The following is a 24911-nucleotide window of genomic DNA, read 5'->3' on the forward strand; positions in this document are numbered from 1 at the left end:
AATCGGCGGCTCGACCGTCGGAAACGACACGCCGGCGCCGGCGAAACGGCGTCGTTGAACAAGGAGACTTCGATGACTGCATCGGCTGCCGTACTCGCCATCCTGGCCGCGTTGTTTCTCGGTGCGATGATTCCGGGCCCGAGTTTCGTGCTGGTGGCCCGCAATTCGATCGGGCTGTCGCGTCGCGACGGGCTGGCCACCGCGCTCGGCATGGGTATCGGCGGCATCGTGTTCGGCGGCGTCGCGCTGGCCGGGCTCTACACGCTGCTGCAGGCCGTCGAATGGCTGTACGTGGGCCTCAAGGTCGCGGGCGGCGCGTACCTGATCTACATGGCGTCGAAGATCTGGCGCGGCGCCGACCGGCCGATCGCGATGGACGATCCGCAGGCGCTGGCCGGCGGTAGCGCGCGCAAGTCGTTCCTGACGGGCCTGACGACCCAGCTCAGCAACCCGAAGACGGCAATCTGGTACGGCAGCATCTTCGCGGCGCTGCTCCCGCAGCATCCGCCGCTGTGGTGCTATCTCGCGCTGCCGCCGCTCGTGTTCGCCGTCGAATTCGGCTGGTACACGTTCGTCGCGCTGTGCTTCTCGACGCGCCGGCCGCGCGAGCTCTACCTGCGCGCGAAGAAGTGGATCGACCGCATCGCGGCCGGCGCGATCGCGCTGCTCGGGCTGCGGCTGATCCTGAACGCGCCGAAAGCAGGGATCTGACCTTTCATTCGCGATCCGCATCGCACGGCGGCCGGCCATGCGTCGGCCGGGCCGCCGGAGCGAACCGCCGGGGCCGGCGCGCGAATGCGCATCGGGTCGCCGGAAACGCCTGCCTTTTCTCGTGACGCGGCCGCGCGCCGGGCCGCCGCCGACTTGCCTCCCGGAGCCCTCCGCCGCCCGCCGAGCCTTGCGTGGCGGGCGTTCGCGCGTGCCGCGCGGCGCGCCGACGGGCGCCGCCTCCCCGATTCTGACGGTCGACCTCCCGGCGGCGTGTAAACTGCTGCCTTTTTTGACGGTTTGCAGCATGGTGCAAGCACCTCCGCGCCCGGCGCTGAGCGGTCCGACGCTCGTCCGGCTGCTCGCGCGCCTGGCCAATGCCGACGTCGCGGAATCCCGGCAGACGTTGTCCGACCGGCTGAGCCAATGGCTCGGCTGGACCGACGCGATCACGCTGTCGTCCGCGCTGAACGCGAGCCCGCCGGGCGTCGCGGCCGGCGTGCGCGGCTACGATGCGGAACGCGACTGCGCGCGCGTGCGCCACGACCTCGCGCAGGCGATCACGGCCACCCACCGGCCGCGTGCGCGGCGCCGGCCCGGCGACCTGCCGCCGCCGGCCGCCGATACGGCCGATTTCGCGGACTTCCGCCAGCGTTACCTGACGCTGCAACAGGATATGGAGACCGCGATCGGCCAGTTGCGCGGCCGCCTGCGGGTCGCGCTCGCCGCGCGCTCGTCCGGGATGGCGCGGCTCGCGACGCTCGACACGATCATGGAGCGCGTGCTCGGCGCGCGCGAGCGCAGCCTGCTGTCCGCGGTGCCCGCGCTGCTCGGCACGCGTTTCGCGCGGTTGCGCGACGCGGAACGGCAGGCGCTGGCCGACGCCGAATCCGCTGCTGCTGCCGCCGACCCGGCCGGATCGGCCGATGACGGCGCGGCGGCCGGCACCACGGCCGTCGCGGCGATCGTGCCCGGCACATGGCTCGATACGTTTCGCGACGAGATGCAAAGCATCCTGCTCGCCGAACTCGAAGTCCGGTTTCAAACGGTAGACGGGCTGCTCGCGGCCCTTCGCACCTGCTAATCAACACGCTATGTCCAGAATTCGCCTTGATCTCGTTGTCTTCGTCGCCGGTCTGCTCGCTGTGGGCTGGATCGGTGCCGGCTATGTCGCGTCGAACCCGCTGGCGTCGGCCGTCACGTTGCTGATCGGCGCGTGCTACGTCGCCGGCGCCTGGGAACTGCTGCGCTACCGCCAGGCGACCGCCACGCTGTCGCGCGCGGTGGCCGGCCTGGCCGAGCCGCCCGCGAAGCTCGACACGTGGCTCGACACGCTGCACCCGGGCCTGCGCGGCGCGGTGCGTGCGCGTGTCGAAGGCGCGCGCGTCGCGCTGCCGGGCCCGGCGCTCACGCCGTACCTCGTCGGCCTGCTCGTGCTGCTCGGCATGCTCGGCACGTTGCTCGGCATGGTCGTCACGCTGAAGGGCACGGGCGCCGCGCTCGAAAGCGCGACCGATCTCGACGCGATCCGCGCATCGCTGATCGCGCCGGTGAAGGGCCTCGGGTTCGCATTCGGCACGTCGATCGCCGGCGTCGCGACCTCCGCGATGCTCGGCTTGCTGTCCGCGCTCGTGCGCCGTGAGCGGATCGACGCGGCCCAGCAGCTCGACGCGAAGATCGCGACGACGCTGCGCGTGCATTCGTCCGCGCATCAGCGCGACGAATCGTTCCGGCTGCTGCAGCGCCAGGCCGACGTGATGCCGGCGCTGGTCGACCGGCTGCAGACGATGATGACGACGCTCGAAGCGCGCAGCGTCGCGCTGCACGATCGCCAGCTCGAAAGCCAGCAGGCATTTTTCGACCGGACCGAGCGCGCGTATGCGGGCCTTGCATCGAACGTCGGCGACGCGCTGAAGGAAAGCGCCGCCGAAAGCGCACGCGTGGCCGGCGCCGCGTTGCAGCCGGTCGTCGCCGCGACGATGACGGGGCTCGCGCAGGAGATGGCCGCGTTGCGCGACACCGTGACGGGCGCCGTGCAGCGTCAGCTTGACGGATTGACGGACGGCTTCGAGAAGACCACCGGCAACGTGACGGCCGTCTGGAACCGCGCGATCGACGAACAACGTCAGGCGGGCGACGCCGTCGCGCGTCAGTTGCAGACGACGCTCGGCCAGTTCACCGATACCTTCGCGCAGCGCTCGTCGGACCTGCTCGACAGCGTCGCGACGCGCCTCGAATCGACCGAAAGCCGTCTGTCGGATGCGTGGCGCGATGCGCTGGCGCGCCAGGAGCAGGTCGGCGAGACGCTGGCCGGCCAGCATGCGCGTGCGCTGGGCGAAGCCGCCGCGACGTTCGAGCGCCATTCGGGCGCGGCGCTCGCCGCGATGCGCGAGTCGCACGCCGGGCTGCAATCGCAACTGGCCGCACGCGACGAAGAACGTCTGTCGGCGTGGAACGATTCGCTGGCCGCGATGGCCGCGAAGCTCGGCGACGAATGGCAGCGTGCGGGTGTGCACAGCGCAGGCCGCCAGCAGGAAATCTGCGACGCGCTCGCGCAAACGACGCGCGAGCTCACCGCACAGGCCTCGACGTTCGAACAACGCTCGAACGACTTGCTGACGACGATCCGCGAGTCGCACACGGGCCTTCAATCGCAACTGGCTGCGCGCGACGAAGAGCGTCTGTCGGCGTGGAACGACTCGCTGGCCGCGATGGCCGCGAAGCTTGGCGACGAATGGCAGCGTGCGGGTGTGCACAGCGCCGGCCGCCAGCAGGAAATCTGCGATGCACTCGCGCAAACGACGCGTGACCTCACCGCACAGGCGTCGACGTTCGAACAACGCTCGAACGATTTGCTGACGACGATCCGCGAGTCGCACACGGGCCTTCAATCGCAACTGGCCGCACGCGACGAAGAGCGTCTGTCGGCGTGGAGCGACTCGCTGGCCGCGATGGCCGCGAAGCTCGGCGACGAATGGCAACGTGCGGGCGTGCACAGCGCCGGCCGCCAGCAGGAAATCTGCGACGCGCTCGCACAAACGACGCGTGAGCTCGCCACGCAGGCGTCGACGTTCGAACAACGCTCGAACGACTTGCTGACGACGATCCGCGAGTCGCACACGGGCCTTCAATCGCAACTGTCCGCACGCGACGAAGAGCGTCTGTCGACCTGGAACGACTCGCTGGCCGCGATGGCCGCGAAGCTCGGCGACGAATGGCAGCGTGCGGGCGTGCACAGCGCCGGCCGCCAGCAGGAAATCTGCGACGCGCTCGCGCAAACGACGCGTGAGCTCGCCACGCAGGCGTCGACGTTCGAACAACGCTCGAACGATCTGCTGACGACGATCCGTGAGTCGCACGCCGGTCTGCAATCGCAGCTCGCCGCACGCGACGAAGCCCGCCTGTCCGCCTGGAACGATTCGCTCGCCGCGATGGCGGCGGCACTGCGCGACGAATGGGCGCAGACGAGCGCGCAAGCCGCGACGCGCCAGCAGGACATCTGCGACACGCTGGCCCGCACCGCGAACGACATCACCGCGCAGGCACAGGTGCACGCGAGCGACACGATCAACGAGATCGCGCGCCTCGTGCAGGCCGCGTCGGAGGCGCCGAAGGCCGCGGCCGACGTCGTCGCCGAGCTGCGCCAGCGCCTGTCCGACAGCATGATGCGCGATACCGCGACGCTCGAGGAGCGCAGCCGCCTGCTCGCGACGCTCGAAACGCTGCTCGGCGCGGTCAACCACGCATCGACCGAACAGCGCGCCGCGATCGACGCGCTCGTCAGCACGTCGGCCGACCTGCTCGATCGCGTCGGCGCACGCTTCAACGATACCGTCGATGCCGAAACGCGCAAGCTCGACGCGGTGGCCGCGCAGGTCACGGCCGGCGCCGTCGAGGTGGCGAGCCTCGGCGATGCGTTCGGGATGGCCGTGCAGGTGTTCGGCGAATCGAACGACAAGCTGCTGACCCACCTGCAGCGCATCGAGGCCGCGCTCGAGAAGTCGCTCGCGCGCAGCGACGAGCAGCTCGAGTACTACGTCGCGCAGGCGCGTGAGGTGATCGACCTGAGCATGATGTCGCAGAAGCAGATCGTCGAAGACCTGCAGCAGCTCGCCGGCCGGCGCGCGCCCGTCGGAGCGTAACGCATGCACGACGAAATCGACGGCGGCGCACAATCGGCGCCGGTTTGGCCCGCGTTCGCCGACCTGATGTCGGTGCTGCTCGGCGCGTTCGTGCTGATCCTCGTCGGCGTGATCGGCATGCAGCTTCAGTTGACGTCGAAGCTCGAGGAAGCCGTGCGGGCGCGCCAGCTCGAGGCGCAGCAGCGCAAGTCGCTCGAACAGGCGCTCGCCGGTCCGCTCGCGGCCGGCCGCGTGACGCTCGTGAACGGGCGCATCGGCATCAGCGGCAGCGTGCTGTTCGCGCTGAATTCCGACCAGTTGCAGCCGGCGGGCCGTGACCTGCTGAAGTCGCTGGCCGCACCGCTGGCCGCGTACCTGAAGACGCGCGACGAGATCCTGATGATCAGCGGCTTCGCGGACGATCAGCAGGTGCACGCCGGCAACCGCCTGTTCGCGGACAACTGGGAACTGTCGGCCAAGCGCGCGTTGACGGTCACGCGTGCGCTGATCGACGCCGGCGTGCCGGCATCGTCGGTGTTTGCCGCCGCATTCGGCTCGGAGCAGCCGGTCAGCTCGAATGCGGACGATGAAGGCCGCGCGAAGAACCGCCGCGTGGAGATCGCGCCGGTGCCGCGCAAATCGGCATCGAACGGAGGGAAGGCGAAGTGACGGACGACGCGACGCACGTCCGCGCGACGCTCGACGCATGGCGCGAGCACGGCGCCGACCGGCTCGATCCCGTCCGCTTTCACCGGATCGACGCGCTCGAACGGCGTGTGGCCGCGCTCGGCGGAAACGCGCGTGCATTGCTCGACGCGCGGCTGGCGGCGTTGATCGAAGACTATTCGGCAGTCGTCGCGCGGGCGGAGGAAACGCGCGCCACGGATGACGCGGCACGGGTTGCGCCCCGGCGTGGCGCGCTCGCGGCGCTCGTCGACCGGCTCGCACGCGATGCGCAGGCCGACCGGCGCGGGCTCGATCCCGAACTGGTCGACTACTTCCGCACGATGTGGTCGAAAGTCCGCACGGAGCAGCAATACCGCCAGTCGCTCGACCAGGTGCCGCGCAACGCGGGGCCGCTCAATTCGAACAGTCTCGTGCACCGGTCGCTGGCAACGATGCGCGAATTGTCGCCGGAATACCTGCAGCAGTTCCTGTCGTACGTCGATGCGCTCGCGTGGCTCGAGGATCTCGCCGGCGGCGGCGCGCAACCCGAGAAGGAAGCGCCGCGCGCGAAGGCGGTGAAGAAGACCACGCGGAGCAAGAGCCGCTAGCGCACTGGCGCGCACCGCCGCGGCGGGGGGGGGGGTTACATCGACAGCCGGCCCGAGGCCGCCGCGTGTTGATACCGCGCTGCGCTGATGAATTTCGAAAAGCGTTCGCACCAGATCACGACGGACGTGTATTGCGCCGGATTCACGTCGTCGGGCAGCGGCACGACGAAATTGCCGAATGTCCTCAGGTCGCCCACGCGCGCGGCACGCGCCTTGATCGCGAGGAACGATGCCTTGGTATCGACGAATTCCGGCACGAGATAGATCTTGTAGTCGGGCCCCGGTGCGATGTCGCCTTCGAACGCGATCGACGTATCGGTGACCGTCAGCTTGCCGTCCGCCCAGTGCAGCGCATCGCTGCCCGGCAGGCCGCGTTCGAAGCGGCCGGTATGGCGTGCGTTTTCCGCGGCCACTTGCAGTTCGACGGCGCTCGCGCCTTCCGATGCCGTCAGGATCGGCAGCACGTAGATGCCCGCGGCGAATGCCACGAGGCCCGTCGCGAGATGCGACGCGATCAGTATTCCGATTCCGGTTTTCATATCGGACCCTTTGAGCGTGAACAGAGGGTGGCGCACGGCCACGTCCCTGTAGTCGCGCGAGCCGATGAAATCTGACAGCGGGCCGGTTTTCCGTTGAACACGCCGATTCGGTCGGGCAAGCCGCGTGACGGCCGTGTCGCGACACGGCGAACCATTGTTTCCGTCGGCGTGTGTCATCTTTGCCCGCGTGGAGCGACTCACTCTCCGTCGACAACATCGTCGATGCCAAGGAGAGTTCAAATGAACAAGCTTGCTCTGTATGTTCTTGCGACGGTTGCCGCAGCCGCTTCCGTTTCCGCATGGGCCGCGCCGGAATCCACCGTGACGCGTGCCGGGGTTACCGCCGAACTGGCCGCACTGCACGCGGCCGGATACCGCCAGACCGGCGAAGATCCGCATTACCCGGCACGGCTGGCTGAAGCGTTGACGAAGATCGGCTCGACCGGTGCGTCGACGGCCGATACCAGCGGATACGGGATGGCGGAAACGGCAACGAGTGAATCGGGCTCGATCACCGCCGACCGGCCGATCTATCGGGGACGATGATCCGGGCCGGACGTTGCGTCCGTCGACGGGCGCAACGTCCAATTGTTTCGGACTACGGTGAATTTCACCGCATGCGCGGTGTCAGTGCGTTGACTCGCCTTCCGAAATCGCGGTGCCGAGTGCGTGCAGCGCTTCGGCCAGTGCCGCCGCGAACGGTGGATGCGCGGCGATGCCCGCCGCATCGAGCTGGCTGCCGAGGATCGGCAGCGCGATCGACGCGCGCTCGACGATGCGTGCGGACATCACCGACAGCGTTTCGCGCAGCGCCGCGTCCGCATGCGTCGCGCGCGGCGACGCATTCAACACCGCGACCGGTTTGTACACGACCGCCTCGCATCCCACGACCCAGTCCAGCGCGTTCTTCATCACGCCGGTGATGCCGTGCGCGTATTCCGGGCTTGCGATCAGCACGCCGTCGGCGGCGTTCAGGCGATCGATCAGGTCGCGCACGGCGGCCGGCGACGGAGATTCGGCATCGGGATTGAACAACGGGAACTCGCCGAGCCGATCGAAGCGCGCGATGCTCATGCCGCGCGGCGCGACGAGTGCGGCCGCATCGAGCAGCGCGGCGTTGTACGACTGCGCGCGGAGGCTGCCGCACAGCGCGACGATGTCGATGGGACGGTCGGTGTCGGTTCGGGGATGGGTGGTCATCGAGGGGCGTGTCGGTTGGCGCGCGGTGTGCGGCCGCGTTGAGCGGGCCGGACCGATTATCGCATCGGCGTGCGGGTGGCGTGGCGTGCGTTGCCAATGCGCGCGGCTCGCGGCGCCGCATTGAAAACCGCCGCGGGATCATGCCCATCCGGTTCCGCGTCGCTCATCCCGGCCGCCCGGGCGAATTCCGTCATCGTCCATCCGTTGCCGAGCAGCAGCCGGCGTGTATGCAGTGCGCCGTGCACCTCGTCGGCGACGGCTTCGCCGAGATAGCGCAGCGCGCGGCCCTCGACATCGACGAAGCCGTGACGGTAATCCTGCGCGAGCGCCGTCCACAGCCGCGCGGCGCCGACCGACTGGCGCGCGCCGCTGATCAGGCACAGGCCCGCGTCGAGCCCCCAGCGGTACAGCGTCGTCGCGAGGCCGTTGCGTTGCGCCGAGCCGCGCAGCCGTGTGTGCGGCGCGCGCAGGTAGCGATCGGCGCGGCGGGGGATTTCCGGAAGACGGTTGAATACCGTGTAGCCGGCGAGCTGGCGCGCGGCCGGATCCTCGACATACAGGAAGTATTCGCCGTCCGCTTCGCGGTGGCGGACGATCAGGCCCGAGCGGCCGAGCGCAACGGCCGGCAGGCCGTGCAGGCGATGGCCCGGCTGGTGGAGGCGCTCATGGAGTGTGTCGAGTTCGTCGTCGATGTCGTGCTGGGAATGCTGTACGTCGATACGCATGGCAAAGGTCGCCCGTCCCGGGCGGTTCGAGAAAGGGGTTCATCGCAAAAGGGAACAGGAGCGGGTGCGGCCCCCGGGCTCGGCGGAGCGAGCCGGGGCCGCGAATCAGCTGGGGATGTGCTGGAAACCGGCGGCGATCGCGGCGAGGCCCGCGATGCAGAGTGCGAACAGGATCAGGACTTTGTGGATCACGCCTCTTTCCTCATGAATGCGCGGCGCCGGCGGGCGGCATCGCGGAGACGGTGAGCGGCGGGCACGGCCCGCACGGCCGTCGTGCGGGACGACGGTCGGGTGTCCGGGCGACGGATCGTGCGCGGACGGCCAGCACCATACGCGAGGTGCCGGAGGCGGGCAATCGGACGGGCGGAAAAAGGCGATGAAAGGCGGAGAAAGGCGTTGTTTCGCGACAATGGGCCGCAGGCTGCCGGGCGTCGCCGCCCGGTAGCCGATCGATGCATCACGCCACCTGTCGCCCCCCGAACGCCTGCCGTACCCGCGCGAACAACCCATGCTGCGCGATCCATTCGGCATACGCGCGATAGTCGGGGTCGCGCATCAGGTGGCGCTCTTCCGTCTTCGCGCGCGTGTAGTAGATCAGGTTGACCGCGACGAGCCCGGCGCAGTGCATGAGCCCGATCTGCCAGCCGAGCGGTTCGACGAACGGCACCGACACCATCCAGTACGACAGGTTCTTCGTGATGTACGCCGGATGCTTGGTGAAGCGGTACGGGCCCGACGTGATGATCCCGCGGTTGGTGAGATTCGAGAAACGCAGCCCGAACGAAATCGTGCACAGCGCGTAGGTCAGCAGCAGCAGGATGATCACCGTGCCCCAGATCACGCGCAGCGTCGGCGCCGACAGCAGCCAGTTGTCCCAGAACACCGAGCCTTCGTAGCGGATGTAGTTGTTCGAGATCAGCGACCAGAACGGCTGGTAGCAGATCAGCGCGGCCACCCAGCCGAGCGTCGTCGGCTCGACGGTGCGCACGTGGCTGTCGAGGATGCGGAACGTGCACAGGTAGCCGACCGTGCCGAACATCAGGTCCATCGTGAACGACAGGTCGTACATGAACACGAAGGTCGCGATCGTCATCGGCGCGTGCATCGCGTTCGCGAGCGACGCGCTCAGGTGATCGGCGTCCTTCGACAGGTAGACGGTCATCAGCGGCAGGAAGAATGCCTTCACGCCCCAGCCTGCGAGCATCTCGCGCACCGGCTTCCAGCTCGCGGGCTGCTCGCGGCGGAACAGGAAGCGGCCCCACAGCAGGTACGCGTCGTCGGTCTCGCGCTGGTGACGGTCCATCCACGCGAAGTAGAACGGCGCGGCGACGATCACGTACGGCGCGAGCGAGCGCAGCAGCGACCAGAACGGCAGGTAGAACGCGCCGTGGTATTCGGGCAGCAGCCAGTAGATCACGCCGATGCCCGCGTAGATCGACGTCAGCGCGCCGAGCCGCGTCGCGACGCGCGCGATGCTCAGGGGCCGCACGGCCTGCCGCGACAGCCCCGCGCTCGGGCGCAGGTAGACGCGCGAGATGAAGAGTTCGTGCAGCGCGATCGTGCCGATGATCGCGAGGCTGGCGATGACCGCGCGCGTGGCCGCGTCGAGCGTCGGATGGTCGCGCGTGATCCACAGCGCGAAGAGTCCCGCCGTGATGCCGAGCAGGCCGGCGCGGAAGGGCGTGGCGGAGCGCGGTGGGCGGTCCTGGGCGGCGACGATGCCGTCGAGCGTGGAATTCATGATCGGATCCTCGTGGGGATGAGGGCCGGCGCCCCCGCTTGGCGGGTGACGCCGGCCGTCGGCCGGGCTTGGTATCGATGCGCGCCCGGCCATTGGCCTGTGGTTCTGATGGGTGAAACGTCGACGCTTGCTTCTTACTTCTTGGTGCCGCCGCCCAGCAGACCGCCGAGCAGGTTGGTCACCGGCGACAGCAGGTTGCCGGCACCGCCCGCGGCGCCCCCGTTCGAGCTGCCGGTCAGGCCGCCGACCACGGAGCCGCTGCCGGCCGGCGTCGTCACCGTGCCGGCCGCGCCGCCGGGGCTGACCGTGCCGGTGGCGCCGGCCGCACCGGCCGGCGTCGTCAGCGCACCCGTCAGCGTGCCGACCGGGCCGCTCGACAGCAGGCCGCCGAGGGTGCCCGTCACGTTGCCGCCCGGCGTCGTGACCGTGCCCGTGAGGCTCGCGCCGAGCGGGGTCAGCGAATTGACGAGGTTCGTGACCGGCGCCAGCAGGCCGCCGAGGCCCGCGCCACCGGTGCCGCTGGTGCCGCCGGTCCCGCTCGTGCCGCCCGTGCCGCTCGAACCGATCCCGCCGAGGGCGCCGGTCAGCGAGCCGAGCAGGCCGGTGACGGGGCCGAGCGGGCCGCCGCTGCTCGTGCCGCTGGTGCCGCCCGAACCGCTCGAGCTGCCGCCGCCGAGCCCGCCCGTCAACGTGCCGAGCAGGCCCGTGATCGGGGCGAGCGGGTTGCTGCCGCCCGAGCCGCTGCTGGAGCTGCCCGCGTTGTTGTCGTGGACGAGGCCGCCGGTCGACGTCACCGTGTTGCCGAGCTGCGTGACGACGCCGCCGAGCGCCGCGCCGACCGGGTTGTCGGTTGCGCCGCCGACCTTCGAGCCCGCGAGCGCGAGGCCGTTGCCGAGCGTGCTCAGCAGGCCGTTGAGCGGCGTGCCGAGCAGCGTCACGCCGCCGAGCGTCTGCGTGGCGCCCGGCGTTGTGACGCCGCCGGTCAGCGTGTTCGTGATCGGGTTGATCACCTTGCCGAGCTGGGTCTCGAGCTGCTGGACCGGCGAGCTGTTCAGCGCCGTGTTGAGGCCCGATGCGGTCGAGTTGACGGCACCGCCGACGGTGTTGACGAGATCGCCGACGAGCGTCGTCACGGGCGACAGCGGCGACAGCGGGCCCGAGCCGAGGCTCTTCACCGCGTTGCCGAGGTTGTTGACCGCGCCGCCGGCGCCGGTCAGCAGGCCGGTGGTCGACGTCAGCGTCGGCCCGAGCGGATTCGCCGACACGCCGATCGAGCCGAGGCCGGCCGCGACGCCGTTGCCGAGCGCCTGCACGCCGTTGCCGAGGCTCGTGACCGCGTTGCCGACACTGGTGGCCGTCGTCGGGTTCGTGCCGGGGATCTGCACGCCGCCGATCTGACTGCCGCCGGTCGCGACCGTCGTGCCGAGCGCCGTCACGAGGTTGCCGGATTTCTGCAGGACATTGCCCAGCGGGGTGACGCCGGAGCCGGAGGTGCCGGAAGTACCTGACGTGCCGGAAGTACCCGAGGTACCGGAAGTACCCGACGTGCCCGAGGTGCCGGAGGTGCCCGAGGTGCCGGAGGTGCCCGAGGTGCCGGAAGTACCCGACGTGCCGGAGGTGCCCGAGGTGCCGGAAGTACCCGAGGTGCCGGAAGTGCCCGAGGTGCCGGAAGTGCCCGAGGTGCCGGAAGTACCCGAGGTGCCGGAAGTACCCGACGTGCCGGAAGTACCCGACGTGCCGGAAGTGCCCGAGGTGCCGGAAGTGCCCGAGGTGCCGGAAGTACCCGAGGTGCCGGAGGTGCCCGAGGTACCGGAAGTACCCGAGGTACCGGAGGTGCCCGAGGTACCGGAAGTACCCGAGGTGCCGGAAGTACCCGAGGTACCGGAGGTGCCCGAGGTACCGGAAGTACCCGAGGTGCCGGAAGTACCCGAGGTGCCGGAAGTACCCGAGGTGCCGGAAGTACCCGACGTACCGGAGGTGCCCGAGGTACCGGAAGTACCCGAGGTGCCGGAAGTGCCCGACGTACCGGAGGTGCCCGAGGTGCCGGAAGTGCCCGAGGTGCCGGAAGTGCCCGAGGTGCCGGAAGTGCCCGAGGTGCCGGAAGTACCCGAGGTACCGGAAGTGCCCGAGGTGCCCGAGGTACCCGAAGTCCCCGACGACGTCCCGGAAGTCCCCGAGCTACCCGACGTGCCGGAACTACCGGAAGTCCCGGAACTACCGCCGCCCGACGTCCCCGACGTCCCCGAACTGCCGCTCGTCCCCGACGTGCTGGGCTTGATCGTCGGCGGGGTCGTCGGTCCGTCGACCGAACCGCAGCCGTACAGCGCGAGCAGCGAGGAGACGGCCATCGTTACCGTCGTCTTCTTGAAGAGTGTGTGCATGTTGGCCTCGACATTGGAAGTGTGTCCAAGCCTCCTCTGCAAATTCCGAGCCACGACAGCTTTCGCGAAACGGTGCCGCGCTTTGTTGCAGGAATCGGGAATATCTGCGCGATTTAAACGGAGTAACGGCGTTTTCGCGCATCGGCCACGCAAGGGGGCCGCCGTGTCCGTCGTGATGTTCCCGTAAGCAGACGTAACGCGCGGCGGGATGTTACGTAGCGTTCGGCACCGCGTCACGCGGGCGGCGCCCGACCGAGGGCCCTGTCTTTGACGAAACGCGTCCGGCCCCCGAACATGACACGACACCCCGCGGCCGCCGGCGACGCCGAAGCGGCCGCGACTCCAACCAGGACACCGACATGAGCGAACAGGACAGGGAAGACGGCAAGGCGCGGCGGATCGACGTGATGGGCGAGGCGTTCGTCGAGCGCGCGATGCGCGATCTCGACGGGTTTTCGCGCCCGTTGCAGAACTGGCTGAACGAGCACGCGTGGGGCAGCACGTGGCAACGGGGCGGGATCGACCTGAAGACGCGCAGCCTGTGCACGTGCGCGATGCTGGCGGCGCTCGGCCGCAGCACGGAACTGAAGGGGCATATTCGCGGCGCGCTCAACAACGGCGCGAGCCTCGTCGAAATCCGCGAGGTGTTGCTGCACAGCGCGCTGTACGCGGGCGCACCGGCCGCGGTCGAGGCGTTCCGGACCGCGCGCGAGGTGATATCGGATCTCGGGTTGCCGATCCCCGACGACGAGGCCTGATTCCGCGGTAGCGTCCGCCGCGCGGCACGGCATCAGGCCGGGCTTCGTCGTTACGCGATGCGCCGTGCCGCTTGCGCCGGCACCTCGGCCGGCACCTCGGCGGGCGCGGCGGCGGGCGCGGCGGCGGGCGCGGCGGCCACGTCGAGCAGCCAGTCGGCCGTTGCATCGGGAATCGTGACCGGCAGCATGTGTCCGCCGTCGACGACCTTCAGCCGCACGCGCGCCGATTTCTTCGCGAGCGCTTCGCCGTGCTCGCGCCAGTTCAGGATCGGATCGGCGCGGCCGTACAGCACGTCGACCGGCAGCGCGAGATCCGCGTAGCGGCGCTCCATCGCGGGCAGGTCGACCGGCGCCGACAGCAGGTCCGTCGCCGTCGCGTAGAACACGTGCGGGCGCATCCCGAGCAGGCCGCCGCCCTTGACCGGAAAGTCGCGCGGCACCGCTTCCGGCGCAAACACCTGGCGCACGGCCTTGCGGCCGGTCAGGATCGTCAGCGGGATCGCGAAAGTCCACGACACGAAGCGGCGCACGAGCGGCGACGGCAGCATCAGCGGCTTGAACGGCCCCGGCGGCTCGGTCTGCTCGTGCGACAGCGGCGCGATCAGCGCGAGCCGGCTCACGCGGTCCGCGTGGTTGAGGCCGACCGCGAGCGCGATTGCGCCGCCGAGCGAATGGCCGACCAGCACGGGCTTGTCGAGCCCCAGCGCGTCGATGAACGCGGCGACCGTGCGGGCCTGTGCGAACACGTTCGCCTGCGAGCCTGCGCCGCGCAACGACCGGCCGGCGCCCGGCCGGTCGAGGAGGATCACGCGATGCCGCTGCGCGAGCCGCGCAAGCGGCAGGTACGCGAAGTTGCGCAACTGCCCCGCGAGCCCGTGGACGAACACGATCGGCGGGCCGTTGCCGTATTCGACGTAATGGATGCGGTCGCCGCCGATGTCGACGAAGCGGCCTTCGGGCGGAAACGCGCGCGTCACGCGGCGGGCCACGTAAGCGGTGAACAGCGCGAGCGCGGCGAGTACCGCGACGACGCCGAGCAGCACGTTCTGGATCAGATGGAGCACAGGGGTCATGTCGGCCTCAACGGGGTTCGAGTGCGGGTTCGGCAACCGGCGTCGCGGCGGCCGTGCCGGCTTTCGCGCGGCGTTCGAAATGCATCGCCGAATCGGCGAGCGCGCTGAACTTCAGCGATGCGAGATCGCGCACGTAGTTCTGGTGGAATTTCCACGGCTTGTGATGGCCCTGCTTCGGCAGGATGCCGGCCGCGCGCTGGATGTAGCCCGAGCTCAGGTTGACGGCCGGCACGTCGCCGAGTTCGCCGGCGCCGAGCCGCGGCACGCACGTGTCGTAGTCGTTCGCGCGCATGTGGTTGAGCAGCCGGCACACGTAGCGCGCGATCAGCTCGGCCTTCAGCGTCCACGACGCGTTCGTGTAGCCGAACGACGACGCGAGGTTTGGCACGTCGCTGTACATCATCCCCTTGTACGACACGGTTTCCGGCAGGTCGACCGCGCGGCCGTCGACCGTGACGCGCGCGCCGCCGAGCATCTTCACCTTCAGCCCGGTGGCCGTGACGATCACGTCCGCGTCGAGCTGCTGGCCGCTCTTGAGCTCGAGGCCGGTCGGCGTGAAGCGCTCGATCTCGTCGGTGACGATCGACGCGCGGCCCGCGCGGATCGCCTTGAACAGGTCGCCGTTCGGCACGAGGCACACACGTTGGTCCCATGGCATGTAGCGCGGCGTCAGGTGCTTCGCGACGTCGAAGTCGGGGCCGAGCTGCTTGCCGGCCGCGCGGATGATGAACTTCTTCGTCTGCTCGGGCTTGCGGCGCGATACGTTGTACAGGTAAATCGTCAGCAGCACGTTCTTCACGCGCACGAGCCGGTGGGCGAGCCGCGACGGCAGCACGCGGCGCAGTGCGTTCGCGATCTTGTCGCGGGCGGGCAGCGACACGATGTAGGTCGGCGAGCGCTGCAGCATCGTCACGTGCTGCGCATCGGCCGCCATCGACGGCACGAGCGTGACGGCCGTCGCGCCGCTGCCGATCACGACCACGCGCCGGTTCGCGTACGACAGGTCCTTCGGCCAGTGCTGCGGATGCACGAGCTTGCCCTCGAACGTGTCCATGCCGGCCCAGTCGGGCAGGTAGCCGGCGTCGTAGTCGTAGTAGCCGCTGCACATGAACAGGAAGCGGCAGGTATACACGAGCGTGTCGGTCGCGCCGTCCTGCGTGCGCTCGATGCGTACCGTCCAGCGCGCGCGGTTCGAATCCCAGTCGGCCGCGACGACCTTCTGGCCGTAGCGGATCGTCTTGTCGATGCCGTGGGCCCGCGCGGTGTCGCGGATGTAGTCGAGGATCGTCTGGCCGTCCGAGATCGCCTTGTCGCTGTGCCACGGGCGGAAGCTGTAGCCGAGCGTGAACATGTCGGAATCCGAACGGACGCCCGGATAGCGGAACAGGTCCCAGGTGCCGCCGATCGCGTCGCGCGCTTCGACGATGGCCACGCTCGCGTACGGGCAGCGCTGCTTCAGGTGATACGCGGCGCCGATGCCGGACAGGCCGGCGCCGACGATCAGCACGTCGAGGTCGTTGCCGTCGCGGCGGGCGCCGGGGGCGGACGGCGCGTCGCGCCGGTCGGTCGTCGTCGAGGTCATGCGGGGTCCTTGGTCGGCGTGGTCGGGAGCGCGGCCGGAGCGTGGGCGCGTTCGAGGTTGCGTGCGCGGGCGCGGCGCACATGGCGCAGCATCAGCCACTGGTAACCGGCACCGAGCAGGCGCGCGATCCGGTCGAGCCGGCGCGCGTCGGCGCCGACGAGCACGCGGCGCGCATTGCGTTCGACGCCCGCGAGGATCTGCCGCGCGGCATCGTCGGCCGTCGTTGCGTTGATCAGCCGGTTCGCCTGGCGGCGATGGGTTGCTTCGTCCTGGCCCGTCAGTGCGTGGATGCTGGTATCGACGCGGCCCGCGTCGACGATGCCGGTCGCGACGCCGCCCGGATGCACGCAGGTCGCGCTCACCGGCGCGCCGTCGAGTTCGAGCTCCATCCGCAGCGCCTCGGTGAAGCCGCGCACCGCGAACTTGGTGGCGTTGTACGCGCTTTGCGTCGGCATTGCGACGAGCCCGAACAGACTCGACGTGTTGACGACGTGCCCGTCGCCCGACGCGCGCAGGTGCGGCAGAAACGCCTGCGTGCCGTGCACGACGCCCCAGAAGTTGATGCCGACGATCCATTCGAGATCGGCGAGTCGCGCGGTCTCGGCGCTGGCGGCCAGCGATACGCCCGCGTTGTTGAAGACCAGGTTGACCTTGCCGTGCTCGGCGCGCACGCAATCGGCCCATGCGAACACCGCGTCGCGGTCGGCGACGTCGAGCCGCCGCGTGCTCACGCGCACGCCGTGCCGCGCGCAGGCGGCCGCCGTGCCGGCAAGCCCGGTTTCGTTGACGTCGGCGAGCGCGACCTCGCAGCCGCGCCGCGCGAGCTCGACCGCGAGGCTGCGGCCCATGCCCGAACCGGCGCCCGTGATCGCGGCAACCTTCCCGGAAAACCCCTTCATCCGTCGTTCCTCCCGTTCCGCTTGCGCTGCGTCGGCGGCGCGTCTATTGTGGTGTTGGTCGTCACCACTTTAGTTTTCGGGTGTCCTGATGTCAAATAGCGGAATGGAGAAAGCACTCGAAACGGAAAAACGGGGCCGGTCGTATGGCGGCGTGGCGCCCGAGGTACGGGCCGCCGAGCGGCGCGGCGCGTTGATCGGCGCGGCGACGCGCGTGTTCGGCACGGTCGGGTTCCGCAAGGCGACCGTGCGGTCGATCTGCCAGGAAGCGAAGCTGAACGACCGCTATTTCTACGCGGCGTTCGACAGTACCGAGGATCTGCTGCGCTGCACCTACCTGCACCACGCGCAGCAACTGCACGATGCGGTCGCGCAGGCGGTGGCCGCGCGCGGCGGCGAGCTGCGCGAGCGCGTCGACGCGGGGCTCGCCGCGTTCTTCGCGTTCCTGCGCGACCCGTGCGCGGCGCGCGTGCTGCTGCTCGAGGTGATGGGCGTGAGCGCGGATACCGACATGACCTACCAGCGCATGCTGATCGACTTCGGCAAGCTGATCATGGCGATCGGCGCGCCGGGCGAGGCCGGGACGCCCGCGGAGCGCACCGAGCAGCGGCTGATCGGGCTCGCGCTGGTGGGGGCGATGACGAACGTGGGCGCGGCGTGGCTGCTCACCGGGTATCGCGATCCGGAGGCGCAGATGATCTCGAGCTGCCGCAAGGTGCTGCTGGGGACGTTGCGGGAGATCGGCTGACCGGATGGCGTCGCGCCGGCCGTGTTCGGTCCTCGCCAATGGCAGGCTGAACATGAAAACAAGGTGGTAACCGCACGGCACGCGGAGTGAAGTGTCGTCTGTTTGCGTGATTGGGCCGTCTTTTCAATAAATGAACATTGGCCGTGCGGACACGAATCGACGGCGTGGTTCCCCATGAAATCGCGGCGCGCGCAGGCCTGCGCGCGGCCGACCGGCTCACGCCGGCTGGTTGAATGCCGAGGTCTGGCGCTCGCGTTCGCCCGCGATCCAGTCGCCGAACAGCTGGATCTTGTACTGCTGTTCGGCCCCGCCCGGATACACGAAGTAGTAGCCCATCCCGGTCGGCAGCGACACGTCGAACGGAGTCACGAGCCGGTGCGCCGCGACGCTTTCGTCGACGAGCGTCCGGTCGCCCATCGCGACGCCGTAACCGTCGAGCGCCGCATGTGTCGCGAGGTCGAGCGTCTCGAAGCTCAGTCCGCGCGTCGAGTCGACGTGCGGTGCGCCCGCATGGTCGAGCCAGTGTTTCCAGTCCCGGTGATCGCGGGTCGGATGCAGCAGCGTATGGTGGGTCAGGTCGTCGACGTTCGCGAGCGGTTGCCGCTCCAGCAGGTCCGGCGCGCATACGGGCGTGAGCCGCTCTTCGAACAGCGGAATCGCATGCATGTCGGGGCCGGCGCCGGGAGCGTAGATCACCGCGGCATCGAACGGTTCCATGCGGAAATCGACGTGATGACCCCAGGTCGTCGTGATCTGCACCTGGAGTTCGGGGTGCTCGGACTGAAACCGCATGATCCGCGGCAGCATCCACTGCATCACGCAGGTCGGCACCTTCAGCGCGAGCTCGGTGCGTCGGCGCGACAGGCGCATCGACACCTCTTCGATGCGCGCAAAGCTTTCACGCACCGTCGGCAACAGCAATTCGCCTTCCGCCGTCAGCGTCAGGCCCTTCGGCGTGCGCTTGAACAGCGGGAACTGGTAGAACGCCTCCAGCGCGAGGATTTGCCGGCTCACCGCCCCCTGCGTCAGGCACAGCTGCTCGGCGGCGCGCGTGAAGCTGCCGTGTCGGGCGACGATGTCGAATATCTGCAGCGCGTTGAAGGAGGGAAGTCGTCTCATCGGAAAGGCGGATGTGGAGCGGGCGACCGGAAGGGCAGGGGGGGCGGCGCGTCGTCCGGCACGACGCACCGCGGCATCGTTCAGTGCAGGATCTTCGCGAGGAAGTCCTTCGCGCGTTCCGATTTCGGATTCGAGAAGAAGTCGTCCTTGCGGTCGTCCTCGACGATCGCGCCCTTGTCCATGAAGATCACGCGATGCGCGACCTTCTTCGCGAAGCCCATCTCGTGCGTGACGACCATCATCGTCATCCCTTCCTGCGCGAGTTCGACCATCACGTCGAGCACTTCGTTGATCATCTCGGGATCGAGCGCGGACGTCGGTTCGTCGAACAGCATCGCGATCGGGTCCATCGACAGCGCGCGCGCGATCGCGACACGCTGCTGCTGGCCGCCCGACAGCTGCCCCGGGAACTTGTGCGCATGCGCCTTCAGGCCGACGCGCTCGAGCAGCTTCATGCCCTTCTCGGTCGCTTCGTCCTTGCCGCGGCCGAGCACCTTGACCTGCGCGAGCGTCAGGTTCTCGGTGATCGACAGATGCGGGAACAGCTCGAAATGCTGGAACACCATCCCGACCTTCGAGCGCAGCTTCGACAGGTTCGTCTTCCTGTCGCCGACCGACTGGCCGTTCACGAGGATCTCGCCCTGCTGAAACGGCTCGAGGCCGTTGACGGTCTTGATCAGCGTCGACTTGCCCGAGCCCGACGGGCCGCACACGACGACCACTTCGCCTTTCTTGACCTCGGTCGTGCAGTCGGTGAGGACCTGAAACTGGCCGTACCACTTCGAAACGTTGCTGATGGAAATCATGGGGAATACCTGCATCGTAATCAGGCGCGAGCGGCGCCGGTTCAGCGTACCTTCGCGGCGCGGTAGCCGCGCTCGAGCGCGCGGGCGTACCACGTGAGCGGGAAGCACATCGCGAAGTAGAGCAGCGCGACCATCGCGTAGATCGGGAACGGCTTGAACACCGCGTTGGTGATGATGTTGCCGGTCTTCGTGAGTTCGGTCAGCCCGATGATCGACGTCAGCGCGGTGCTCTTCACCGCCTGCACGAGAAAACCGACGGTCGGCGGCAGGGCGATTTTCCATGCCTGCGGCCACACCGCGTAACGCAGTTGTTGCGTCCACGTCATGCCGAGGCTGGCCGCCGCATTCCACTGACCGCGCGGCACGGCGTCCACGCAGCCGCGCCAGATGTCGGCCAGACAGGCGCTCGCGTTCAACGTCAGTACGACCGACGCGGCGACCCATGGTGTCACGTCGATGCCGACCAGCGGCAGTCCGAAGAAACCGAGGAACAGCTGCATCAGCAATGGCGTGCCCTGAAACAGCGCGATGTACAGGATCACGAAGCGGCGCAGCGCCGGCACGGGCGAGATGCGCATCGCGAGCAGCACGAACCCGGCGACGCTGCCGCCGACGAACGTGATCAGCGACAGCAGCACGGTCCAACGTGCGGCAAGCAGCAGGTTCCACGCAATATCCTGGAAGGTGAATTCGATCATCGTGCCCGCTCCGTCGGGAGGCCGGTTTCAGGGGAGCGCAGGCGCCACCTGAAGCGGGCGCCGCACGATCGGCGCGGTGCGGCGGCCGCATCGTGCGGTGCACGGCCCGCAAACAGCCGGCGGGCGACGCGATTGAGCAGCGTGCGCAGCGCGATCGACAGCAGCAGATAGATCGCGGTCACGACGATGTAGATCTCGAACGCCCGGAAATTGCGCGACTGGATGAAGTTCGCCGCGTAGGTCAGGTCAGGCACGGAGATCTGCGACACGACGGCCGAGCCGAGCATCACGATCAGCACTTGCCCGAGCAGCGCGGGGTACACGTTCGCGAGTGCCTGAGGCAATACGATCTGGCCGAACACCTGCCGGCCATGCAGCCCGAGCGCGCGTGCCGCTTGCGTCTGCCCGTGCGGCACCGATTCGATGCCGGCGCGCAGGATCTCGACCGCATACGCGCCCAGGTTGACCGTCATCGCCAGCACGGCCGCCTGCGCTTCGTCGATGTGCACGCCGATCCCGGGCAGCCCGAAGAAGATGAAGAACAGCTGGACCAGGAACGGCGTATTGCGGATCAGTTCGACGTAGGCCGCGACGAGCGCCCGCGCCCAGCGCGGGCCGGCGAGCGCGGCCCACGCGCCGGCGGTGCCGATCAGGCCGCCGAGCACGGTGGAGGTCGCGGTGAGGCCGAGCGTCACGCCGATCCCGCGCGCGAGCATCCCGGCGTAGAGGTCGAAATCGCTGAAGTCGAACACGTAGGTCATCACGATACCTTTCGTCGCGCATGCGGGGCGGGCGCGGCGCGCATCACAGGTCGGCCGGCAGTGCCGCGTGCAGCCACTTCTGCGACAGCGTGTTCAGCGTCCCGTTCTTCTTCGCGCCGGCGATCGCGTCATTGACCTTCTGCATCAGACGCGGCTCGTTCTTGTTCAGGCCGACGTGATCGGGCGAGCTGAACAGCGAGAACTTCTGCTCCGGATCGATCGACGGGTGGCGCGCGATGATCGTCGCGCCGACGTCGTTGCCGACCACGAGCAGCTGCGCCTGTCCCGACAGGAACGCCGCGATCGCGCCGTTCGGATCGTCGAAGCGCTTGATCGTCGCGTTCGGCGGGGCGACCTTGCTCACGCTCAGGTCCTCGAGCGTGCCGCGCGCGACCGCGACGGACTTGCCGGCGAGATCCGCGGTGCCCTTCACCGCGAGCGATTTCGGGCCGAATACCGCGAGATAGTACGGGGCATACGCATTCGAGAAATCGATCACCTTCGCGCGCTCCGGCGTCTGGCCGACCGACAGCAGCATGTCGGTCTTGCGGTCGGCGAGGTACGCCATCCGGTTGTCGCCGGTGACCTGCACGAGCTCGACTTTCGCATTGAGCGCCTTGCCGATCAGCGTCGCCATGTCGATGTCGTAACCCTGCGGCTTCATGTCGGGGCCGATCGAACCGAACGGCGGGTAATCCTCGAACACGCCGATGCGCACGACGCCCGATTTCGCGATCGTGTCGAGCGCGTCGGCATGGGCGAGCGGCGCGATGGCCGCGAGACCCGTGGTGCAGGCGCAGAAGAGGGCGGTGCGGGCGAACAGGCGTCGCACGAGACGGTGGGCTTGGGTCGATGCGTTCATGGTGAAGTCCTTGTTGCTGCGCTGGAGGGAGGGAAAGGGCATCAGGCGCCGCGTGCGGCGATCAGTTTGCAGGCATGCGCGGGCAATTCGGCGGCGACCGGCATGCCGACGTGCAGGTCGGGCGTCTCGCGTGGCGTCGTCGCGGCCGTCAGCGTGAAGCCGCGGCAATCGATCGTCGCCTCGATCGATGCACCGACGTCGCGCACGAACGTGACCGTGCCGGCGAGCGTGTTCGGTGCGGACGGCGATACCGCGATCGGGCGCACGCACACGTCCTCGGGGCGAATCAGCAGGCGCACGGCGTCGTCCGCGCGCGGCGTGTCGGGCGCGCGCCGGATCGCGAGCCGCTGCCCGCCGGGCAGCACGATCGCGTCGTCGCCATCGCACGCGACCGGCAGGATGTTGCCGAGGCCGATGAAATCCGCGACGAATTCGTTGACCGGATCGCGATAGATGTCGAGCGGCCGGCCGACCTGCTGGATGCGGCCTTTCTCCATCACGACGATCTCGTCGGCCATCGTCATCGCTTCGCGCTGGTCGTGCGTGACCATGATCGTCGTGATGCCGAGCCGTTGCTGGAGCAGCCGGATCTCGACCTGCATCGCCTCGCGCAGCTTTGCGTCGAGTGCCGACAACGGCTCGTCGAGCAGCAGCAGGCGCGGCGAAGAGGCAATCGCGCGCGCGATCGCGACCCGCTGGCGCTGCCCGCCCGACAGTTGCGTGACGAGCCGGTCGGCCAGGTGCGGAAGCTGGATCAGCTCCAGCAGCTCCGCGACGCGCCGCGCCTGCGCGGCCTTGGCGGTCTTGCGCAGCCGCAGCGGATACGCGATGTTCTGCGCGACCGTCATGTGCGGGAACAGCGCGAGCGACTGGAACACCATGCCGAAATCGCGCCGGTTGGCGCTCACGTGCGTGAGGTCGCGGCCGGCGAACGTGATCGTGCCCGACGTCGGCGTCTCGAGGCCGGCGATGATCCGCATCAGCGTGGTCTTGCCGCAGCCCGACGGGCCGAGAAAGCAGACGAGCTTGCCGTCCGGCACGGACAGATCGACGTGATCGACGGCATACGCGTGATGGAAGCGCTTCGTCACGTTCTGGAGGGTGAGCTGGGTCATGGGGATTCCTTGGATGGGCGAGGGCGGAGCCGTACGCGCGTCAGAGCGCGACGCCCTTGTCGCCGACGAGTTTTTCGAGCATCCAGATCAGCGCGAAATCGATCGCGACGGTGAACACCGCGAAACAGAACACGGTCGGGTCGAGCGACGACACGGTGCGGCTGTAGAGCCAGACCGGCAGCGTCATCGTGTCGACGCTGTACAGGAAGAATGTCACGGTGAATTCGTTGAACGACACGATGAACGCGAACAGCATGCCGGCGAGGACGCCCGGGCGCATCAGCGGCAGCACGACATCGACGAACGCGCGGCGCGGGCTCGCGCCCATCAGGCACGCCGCTTCCTCGAATTCCGGGCCGATCGACGCGACCGACGCGACGCAGTTCTTCACTGTGAAAGGCAGTGTCAGGATCACGTGCGCGACGACGAGCCGCACGAACCCGAGTTCGACCGGCAGCGCGTTGAACACGAGCAGCAGCGCGAGGCCGAGCATGACGAGCGGATAGACGACCGGAAGTGCGACGAGCTGTTCGACCAGCGTCTTGCCGCGGAAGCGGTAGCGCGACAGCGCATAGGCGGCCGGCACCGACACCGCGGTCGCGACCAGCATCGTCGCGATCGCGACGACGAGGCTCGTCGTCAGCGCGGCGCCCATCGATTGGGCGCTACCCGCGTCGCCGGTCACGAAGGTCTGCCAGGCGGCGCGGTACCAGTGCAGGCTGAAATCGCGCGGCGGGAATTCGAGCGTGCCGGACGAGCCGAACGACATCGTGATCATCGTCAGGATCGGCATCGCGGCGGCGAACAGCACGAGCGTCGCGAGCGCGCCGGTCGAGCGGCTCAGGCGGCCGGGCAGCGGCGCGCGCGGCGAAAGGGCATTCATCGGGTCACCTCGTCATGTTGCACGGCGCGCACGAGGCGCTGGGACACGGCCATCACGACCAGCGTCGCACCCATCAGCACGACACCCGACGCCGAAGCGGCCGGCCAGTTCAGCAGCGGCGCGACCTGGTCGTGCACGAGCACCGCGAGCATCGGCACGCGCCGGCCGCCGAGCAGGAGCGGCACCGCGAATGCGCTCGCGTTGTACGCGAACACGAGCAGCGCCCCCGACACGAGCCCCGGCATCGCGAGCGGCAACGTCACGTGCCGCAGCGTTTGCCAGCGCGTCGCACCGAGCGTCGCGGCTGCTTCGTCGTACGAGCGGGACACGGCGCGCAGCGCGCTCGACAGCGGCAGCACGGCGAGCGGGAATGCCGTCTGGATCAGCCCGAGCAGCACGCCGTGTTCGCGGTACAGGAGCTGCAGCGGCCGTTCGACGATGCCGGCCGCCAGCAGCGAGCGGTTGAGCAAGCCTGCCGGGCCGAGCATCACGAGCCAGCCGTAACCCTGCAGCAGCAGGTTGACGAGCAGCGGCAGCAGTACGCCGGCGAGCATGAGTCGCCGCGCGAGCCGCGATTCGGCGCGCGCCATCGCCAGCGCGACGGGGATCGCGAGCAGCATCGCGCACACCATGCTCTCGAACGCGAGGCGCAGCGTGAGCCACAGCGAATGCATGAAGTACGGATCGGCGAGATCGGCGTAGTTCTGCAGCGTGAATGTGCGCCATTCGTCGCCCGGCGTACCGACGCTCATCCGCAGCACGGTGAGCGTCGCGGCCGCGAGCACCGCGAGGAACGCGAGGACCGGCGCGAGCAGCAGCCACGGCGGCACGCCGGGCCGCGCGGAGGCGGCCTGAGCGCCGCCGGCCTGGCCGGCGGCGACCGGCTCCGCGTGACGGGAGGAGGGCAGCGAGGCCATGTCG

Annotated in this window: 24 protein-coding genes; 8 read left to right on the forward strand and 16 right to left on the reverse strand. The window is 69.0% G+C overall.

The genetic code is table 11. From position 1 onward, the window contains the following. The first annotated feature begins 72 nt into the window (after positions 1-72). The 5 genes from WJ12_RS23390 (at position 73) to WJ12_RS23410 (ending at position 6103) form a co-directional block, all read left to right on the forward strand. The gene (locus tag WJ12_RS23390; protein WP_034188585.1) at positions 73-711 is read left to right on the forward strand and encodes a LysE family translocator; all 639 of its coding nucleotides are present in this window, start codon (positions 73-75) and stop codon (positions 709-711) included. Positions 712-1015: 304 nt separating this feature from the next. Continuing rightward, complete coding sequence (locus tag WJ12_RS23395; protein ID WP_059559574.1) at positions 1016-1792, forward strand: DUF3348 domain-containing protein; 777 nt, start codon at positions 1016-1018, stop codon at positions 1790-1792. A gap of 10 nt (positions 1793-1802) precedes the next feature. After that, positions 1803-4850 (forward strand): DUF802 domain-containing protein, encoded by a 3048-nt coding sequence (locus WJ12_RS23400; RefSeq protein ID WP_059559571.1) that lies wholly within the window; start codon positions 1803-1805, stop codon positions 4848-4850. Between the two features lie 3 nt (positions 4851-4853). Next, positions 4854-5498 (forward strand): OmpA family protein, encoded by a 645-nt coding sequence (locus tag WJ12_RS23405; protein ID WP_049032929.1) that lies wholly within the window; start codon positions 4854-4856, stop codon positions 5496-5498. Continuing rightward, positions 5495-6103: a DUF2894 domain-containing protein gene (locus WJ12_RS23410; RefSeq protein ID WP_059559569.1), complete on the forward strand. Its 609-nt coding sequence runs from the start codon at positions 5495-5497 to the stop codon at positions 6101-6103. Before WJ12_RS23405 ends, WJ12_RS23410 begins: the two co-directional genes overlap by 4 nt. Before the next feature lie 35 nt (positions 6104-6138). Here the strand turns inward: WJ12_RS23410 and WJ12_RS23415 are convergent, their stop codons facing one another. Further along, positions 6139-6642 carry a DM13 domain-containing protein gene (locus WJ12_RS23415; protein WP_034188276.1) on the reverse strand — a complete coding sequence of 168 codons (504 nt, stop codon included), beginning with the start codon at positions 6640-6642 and terminating at the stop codon, positions 6139-6141. Positions 6643-6882: 240 nt separating this feature from the next. Between WJ12_RS23415 and WJ12_RS23420 the strand changes: the two genes are divergently transcribed. Further along, positions 6883-7188: a DUF4148 domain-containing protein gene (locus tag WJ12_RS23420; protein ID WP_034188275.1), complete on the forward strand. Its 306-nt coding sequence runs from the start codon at positions 6883-6885 to the stop codon at positions 7186-7188. Between the two features lie 81 nt (positions 7189-7269). Here WJ12_RS23420 and WJ12_RS23425 read toward each other — a convergent pair whose 3' ends face one another. The 4 genes from WJ12_RS23425 to WJ12_RS36065 all read right to left on the reverse strand — a co-directional run bounded on the left by WJ12_RS23425 (position 7270) and on the right by WJ12_RS36065 (position 12689). Next, entirely contained in the window at positions 7270-7842 is a 573-nt protein-coding gene (locus WJ12_RS23425; protein ID WP_059559566.1) for an NADPH-dependent FMN reductase, read from the reverse strand. Positions 7843-7898: 56 nt separating this feature from the next. Next, positions 7899-8567 carry a histone acetyltransferase gene (locus WJ12_RS23430; protein ID WP_226103881.1) on the reverse strand — a complete coding sequence of 223 codons (669 nt, stop codon included), beginning with the start codon at positions 8565-8567 and terminating at the stop codon, positions 7899-7901. A 457-nt stretch (positions 8568-9024) separates the two neighbouring features. Continuing rightward, on the reverse strand, positions 9025-10308 hold the full coding sequence (locus WJ12_RS23435) for an isoprenylcysteine carboxylmethyltransferase family protein (RefSeq protein WP_059559564.1): 1284 nt from the start codon (positions 10306-10308) through the stop codon (positions 9025-9027). Between the two features lie 134 nt (positions 10309-10442). Further along, the gene (locus WJ12_RS36065; RefSeq protein ID WP_156444804.1) at positions 10443-12689 is read right to left on the reverse strand and encodes a collagen-like triple helix repeat-containing protein; all 2247 of its coding nucleotides are present in this window, start codon (positions 12687-12689) and stop codon (positions 10443-10445) included. 359 nt (positions 12690-13048) lie between these two features. On the opposite strand from WJ12_RS36065, the gene WJ12_RS23450 reads away from it, so the two are divergent. Continuing rightward, complete coding sequence (locus tag WJ12_RS23450) at positions 13049-13447, forward strand: carboxymuconolactone decarboxylase family protein (protein ID WP_034188269.1); 399 nt, start codon at positions 13049-13051, stop codon at positions 13445-13447. 50 nt (positions 13448-13497) lie between these two features. On the opposite strand, the gene WJ12_RS23455 is transcribed toward WJ12_RS23450, so the two are convergent. Genes WJ12_RS23455 through WJ12_RS23465 form a run of 3 tightly spaced genes read right to left on the reverse strand, consistent with a single transcriptional unit; the run spans position 13498 to position 17001 of the window. Next, on the reverse strand, positions 13498-14520 hold the full coding sequence (locus WJ12_RS23455; protein ID WP_059559561.1) for an alpha/beta fold hydrolase: 1023 nt from the start codon (positions 14518-14520) through the stop codon (positions 13498-13500). A 7-nt stretch (positions 14521-14527) separates the two neighbouring features. Continuing rightward, the gene (locus WJ12_RS23460) at positions 14528-16102 is read right to left on the reverse strand and encodes a flavin-containing monooxygenase (RefSeq protein ID WP_059559558.1); all 1575 of its coding nucleotides are present in this window, start codon (positions 16100-16102) and stop codon (positions 14528-14530) included. Continuing rightward, positions 16099-17001 carry an SDR family NAD(P)-dependent oxidoreductase gene (locus WJ12_RS23465; protein ID WP_034188266.1) on the reverse strand — a complete coding sequence of 301 codons (903 nt, stop codon included), beginning with the start codon at positions 16999-17001 and terminating at the stop codon, positions 16099-16101. The genes WJ12_RS23460 and WJ12_RS23465 overlap by 4 nt, the downstream gene beginning before the upstream one ends. 103 nt (positions 17002-17104) lie before the next feature. Here WJ12_RS23465 and WJ12_RS23470 point away from each other — a divergent pair, with 103 nt between their 5' ends. Beyond that, positions 17105-17746, forward strand: a complete 642-nt coding sequence (locus tag WJ12_RS23470) for a TetR/AcrR family transcriptional regulator (protein WP_226103882.1) — start codon at positions 17105-17107, stop codon at positions 17744-17746. A gap of 216 nt (positions 17747-17962) precedes the next feature. Here WJ12_RS23470 and WJ12_RS23475 read toward each other — a convergent pair whose 3' ends face one another. From WJ12_RS23475 to WJ12_RS23510, 8 genes are all read right to left on the reverse strand, one after another. Continuing rightward, positions 17963-18865, reverse strand: a complete 903-nt coding sequence (locus WJ12_RS23475; RefSeq protein ID WP_059559556.1) for a LysR substrate-binding domain-containing protein — start codon at positions 18863-18865, stop codon at positions 17963-17965. A gap of 80 nt (positions 18866-18945) precedes the next feature. Further along, entirely contained in the window at positions 18946-19671 is a 726-nt protein-coding gene (locus tag WJ12_RS23480) for an amino acid ABC transporter ATP-binding protein (RefSeq protein WP_069245851.1), read from the reverse strand. Positions 19672-19712: 41 nt separating this feature from the next. Beyond that, positions 19713-20369 carry an amino acid ABC transporter permease gene (locus WJ12_RS23485; protein ID WP_049035687.1) on the reverse strand — a complete coding sequence of 219 codons (657 nt, stop codon included), beginning with the start codon at positions 20367-20369 and terminating at the stop codon, positions 19713-19715. After that, positions 20366-21130, reverse strand: coding sequence for an amino acid ABC transporter permease (locus tag WJ12_RS23490; RefSeq protein WP_059558637.1), 765 nt, complete (start codon positions 21128-21130; stop codon positions 20366-20368). Before WJ12_RS23490 ends, WJ12_RS23485 begins: the two co-directional genes overlap by 4 nt. Before the next feature lie 43 nt (positions 21131-21173). After that, entirely contained in the window at positions 21174-21992 is an 819-nt protein-coding gene (locus WJ12_RS23495) for a transporter substrate-binding domain-containing protein (RefSeq protein ID WP_059558634.1), read from the reverse strand. 41 nt (positions 21993-22033) lie between these two features. Beyond that, entirely contained in the window at positions 22034-23107 is a 1074-nt protein-coding gene (locus WJ12_RS23500) for an ABC transporter ATP-binding protein (RefSeq protein WP_034185571.1), read from the reverse strand. A gap of 40 nt (positions 23108-23147) precedes the next feature. Then, a complete protein-coding gene (locus tag WJ12_RS23505) occupies positions 23148-23990 on the reverse strand; it encodes an ABC transporter permease (RefSeq protein ID WP_059558632.1) in 843 nt (280 codons plus the stop codon). Continuing rightward, a complete protein-coding gene (locus WJ12_RS23510; protein ID WP_034185573.1) occupies positions 23987-24907 on the reverse strand; it encodes an ABC transporter permease in 921 nt (306 codons plus the stop codon). Before WJ12_RS23510 ends, WJ12_RS23505 begins: the two co-directional genes overlap by 4 nt. Positions 24908-24911: the final 4 nt, after the last annotated feature.

It is taken from the genome of Burkholderia seminalis, assembly GCF_001718535.1.
GTDB lineage: Bacteria > Pseudomonadota > Gammaproteobacteria > Burkholderiales > Burkholderiaceae > Burkholderia > Burkholderia seminalis.

Bases quoted from the DNA above. Each gene is read 5' to 3' on its own strand.
- WJ12_RS23390 (WP_034188585.1), top strand. From the start codon at position 73: ATGACTGCATCGGCTGCCGTACTCGCCATCCTGGCCGCGTTGTTTCTC.
- WJ12_RS23395 (WP_059559574.1), top strand. From the start codon at position 1,016: ATGGTGCAAGCACCTCCGCGCCCGGCGCTGAGCGGTCCGACGCTCGTC.
- WJ12_RS23400 (WP_059559571.1), top strand. From the start codon at position 1,803: ATGTCCAGAATTCGCCTTGATCTCGTTGTCTTCGTCGCCGGTCTGCTC.
- WJ12_RS23405 (WP_049032929.1), top strand. From the start codon at position 4,854: ATGCACGACGAAATCGACGGCGGCGCACAATCGGCGCCGGTTTGGCCC.
- WJ12_RS23415 (WP_034188276.1), bottom strand. From the start codon at position 6,642: ATGAAAACCGGAATCGGAATACTGATCGCGTCGCATCTCGCGACGGGC.
- WJ12_RS23420 (WP_034188275.1), top strand. From the start codon at position 6,883: ATGAACAAGCTTGCTCTGTATGTTCTTGCGACGGTTGCCGCAGCCGCT.
- WJ12_RS23425 (WP_059559566.1), bottom strand. From the start codon at position 7,842: ATGACCACCCATCCCCGAACCGACACCGACCGTCCCATCGACATCGTC.
- WJ12_RS23430 (WP_226103881.1), bottom strand. From the start codon at position 8,567: ATGCGTATCGACGTACAGCATTCCCAGCACGACATCGACGACGAACTC.
- WJ12_RS23435 (WP_059559564.1), bottom strand. From the start codon at position 10,308: ATGAATTCCACGCTCGACGGCATCGTCGCCGCCCAGGACCGCCCACCG.
- WJ12_RS36065 (WP_156444804.1), bottom strand. From the start codon at position 12,689: ATGCACACACTCTTCAAGAAGACGACGGTAACGATGGCCGTCTCCTCG.
- WJ12_RS23450 (WP_034188269.1), top strand. From the start codon at position 13,049: ATGAGCGAACAGGACAGGGAAGACGGCAAGGCGCGGCGGATCGACGTG.
- WJ12_RS23455 (WP_059559561.1), bottom strand. From the start codon at position 14,520: ATGACCCCTGTGCTCCATCTGATCCAGAACGTGCTGCTCGGCGTCGTC.
- WJ12_RS23460 (WP_059559558.1), bottom strand. From the start codon at position 16,102: ATGACCTCGACGACGACCGACCGGCGCGACGCGCCGTCCGCCCCCGGC.
- WJ12_RS23465 (WP_034188266.1), bottom strand. From the start codon at position 17,001: ATGAAGGGGTTTTCCGGGAAGGTTGCCGCGATCACGGGCGCCGGTTCG.
- WJ12_RS23470 (WP_226103882.1), top strand. From the start codon at position 17,105: ATGGAGAAAGCACTCGAAACGGAAAAACGGGGCCGGTCGTATGGCGGC.
- WJ12_RS23475 (WP_059559556.1), bottom strand. From the start codon at position 18,865: ATGAGACGACTTCCCTCCTTCAACGCGCTGCAGATATTCGACATCGTC.
- WJ12_RS23480 (WP_069245851.1), bottom strand. From the start codon at position 19,671: ATGATTTCCATCAGCAACGTTTCGAAGTGGTACGGCCAGTTTCAGGTC.
- WJ12_RS23485 (WP_049035687.1), bottom strand. From the start codon at position 20,369: ATGATCGAATTCACCTTCCAGGATATTGCGTGGAACCTGCTGCTTGCC.
- WJ12_RS23490 (WP_059558637.1), bottom strand. From the start codon at position 21,130: ATGACCTACGTGTTCGACTTCAGCGATTTCGACCTCTACGCCGGGATG.
- WJ12_RS23495 (WP_059558634.1), bottom strand. From the start codon at position 21,992: ATGAACGCATCGACCCAAGCCCACCGTCTCGTGCGACGCCTGTTCGCC.
- WJ12_RS23500 (WP_034185571.1), bottom strand. From the start codon at position 23,107: ATGACCCAGCTCACCCTCCAGAACGTGACGAAGCGCTTCCATCACGCG.
- WJ12_RS23505 (WP_059558632.1), bottom strand. From the start codon at position 23,990: ATGAATGCCCTTTCGCCGCGCGCGCCGCTGCCCGGCCGCCTGAGCCGC.
- WJ12_RS23510 (WP_034185573.1), bottom strand. From the start codon at position 24,907: ATGGCCTCGCTGCCCTCCTCCCGTCACGCGGAGCCGGTCGCCGCCGGC.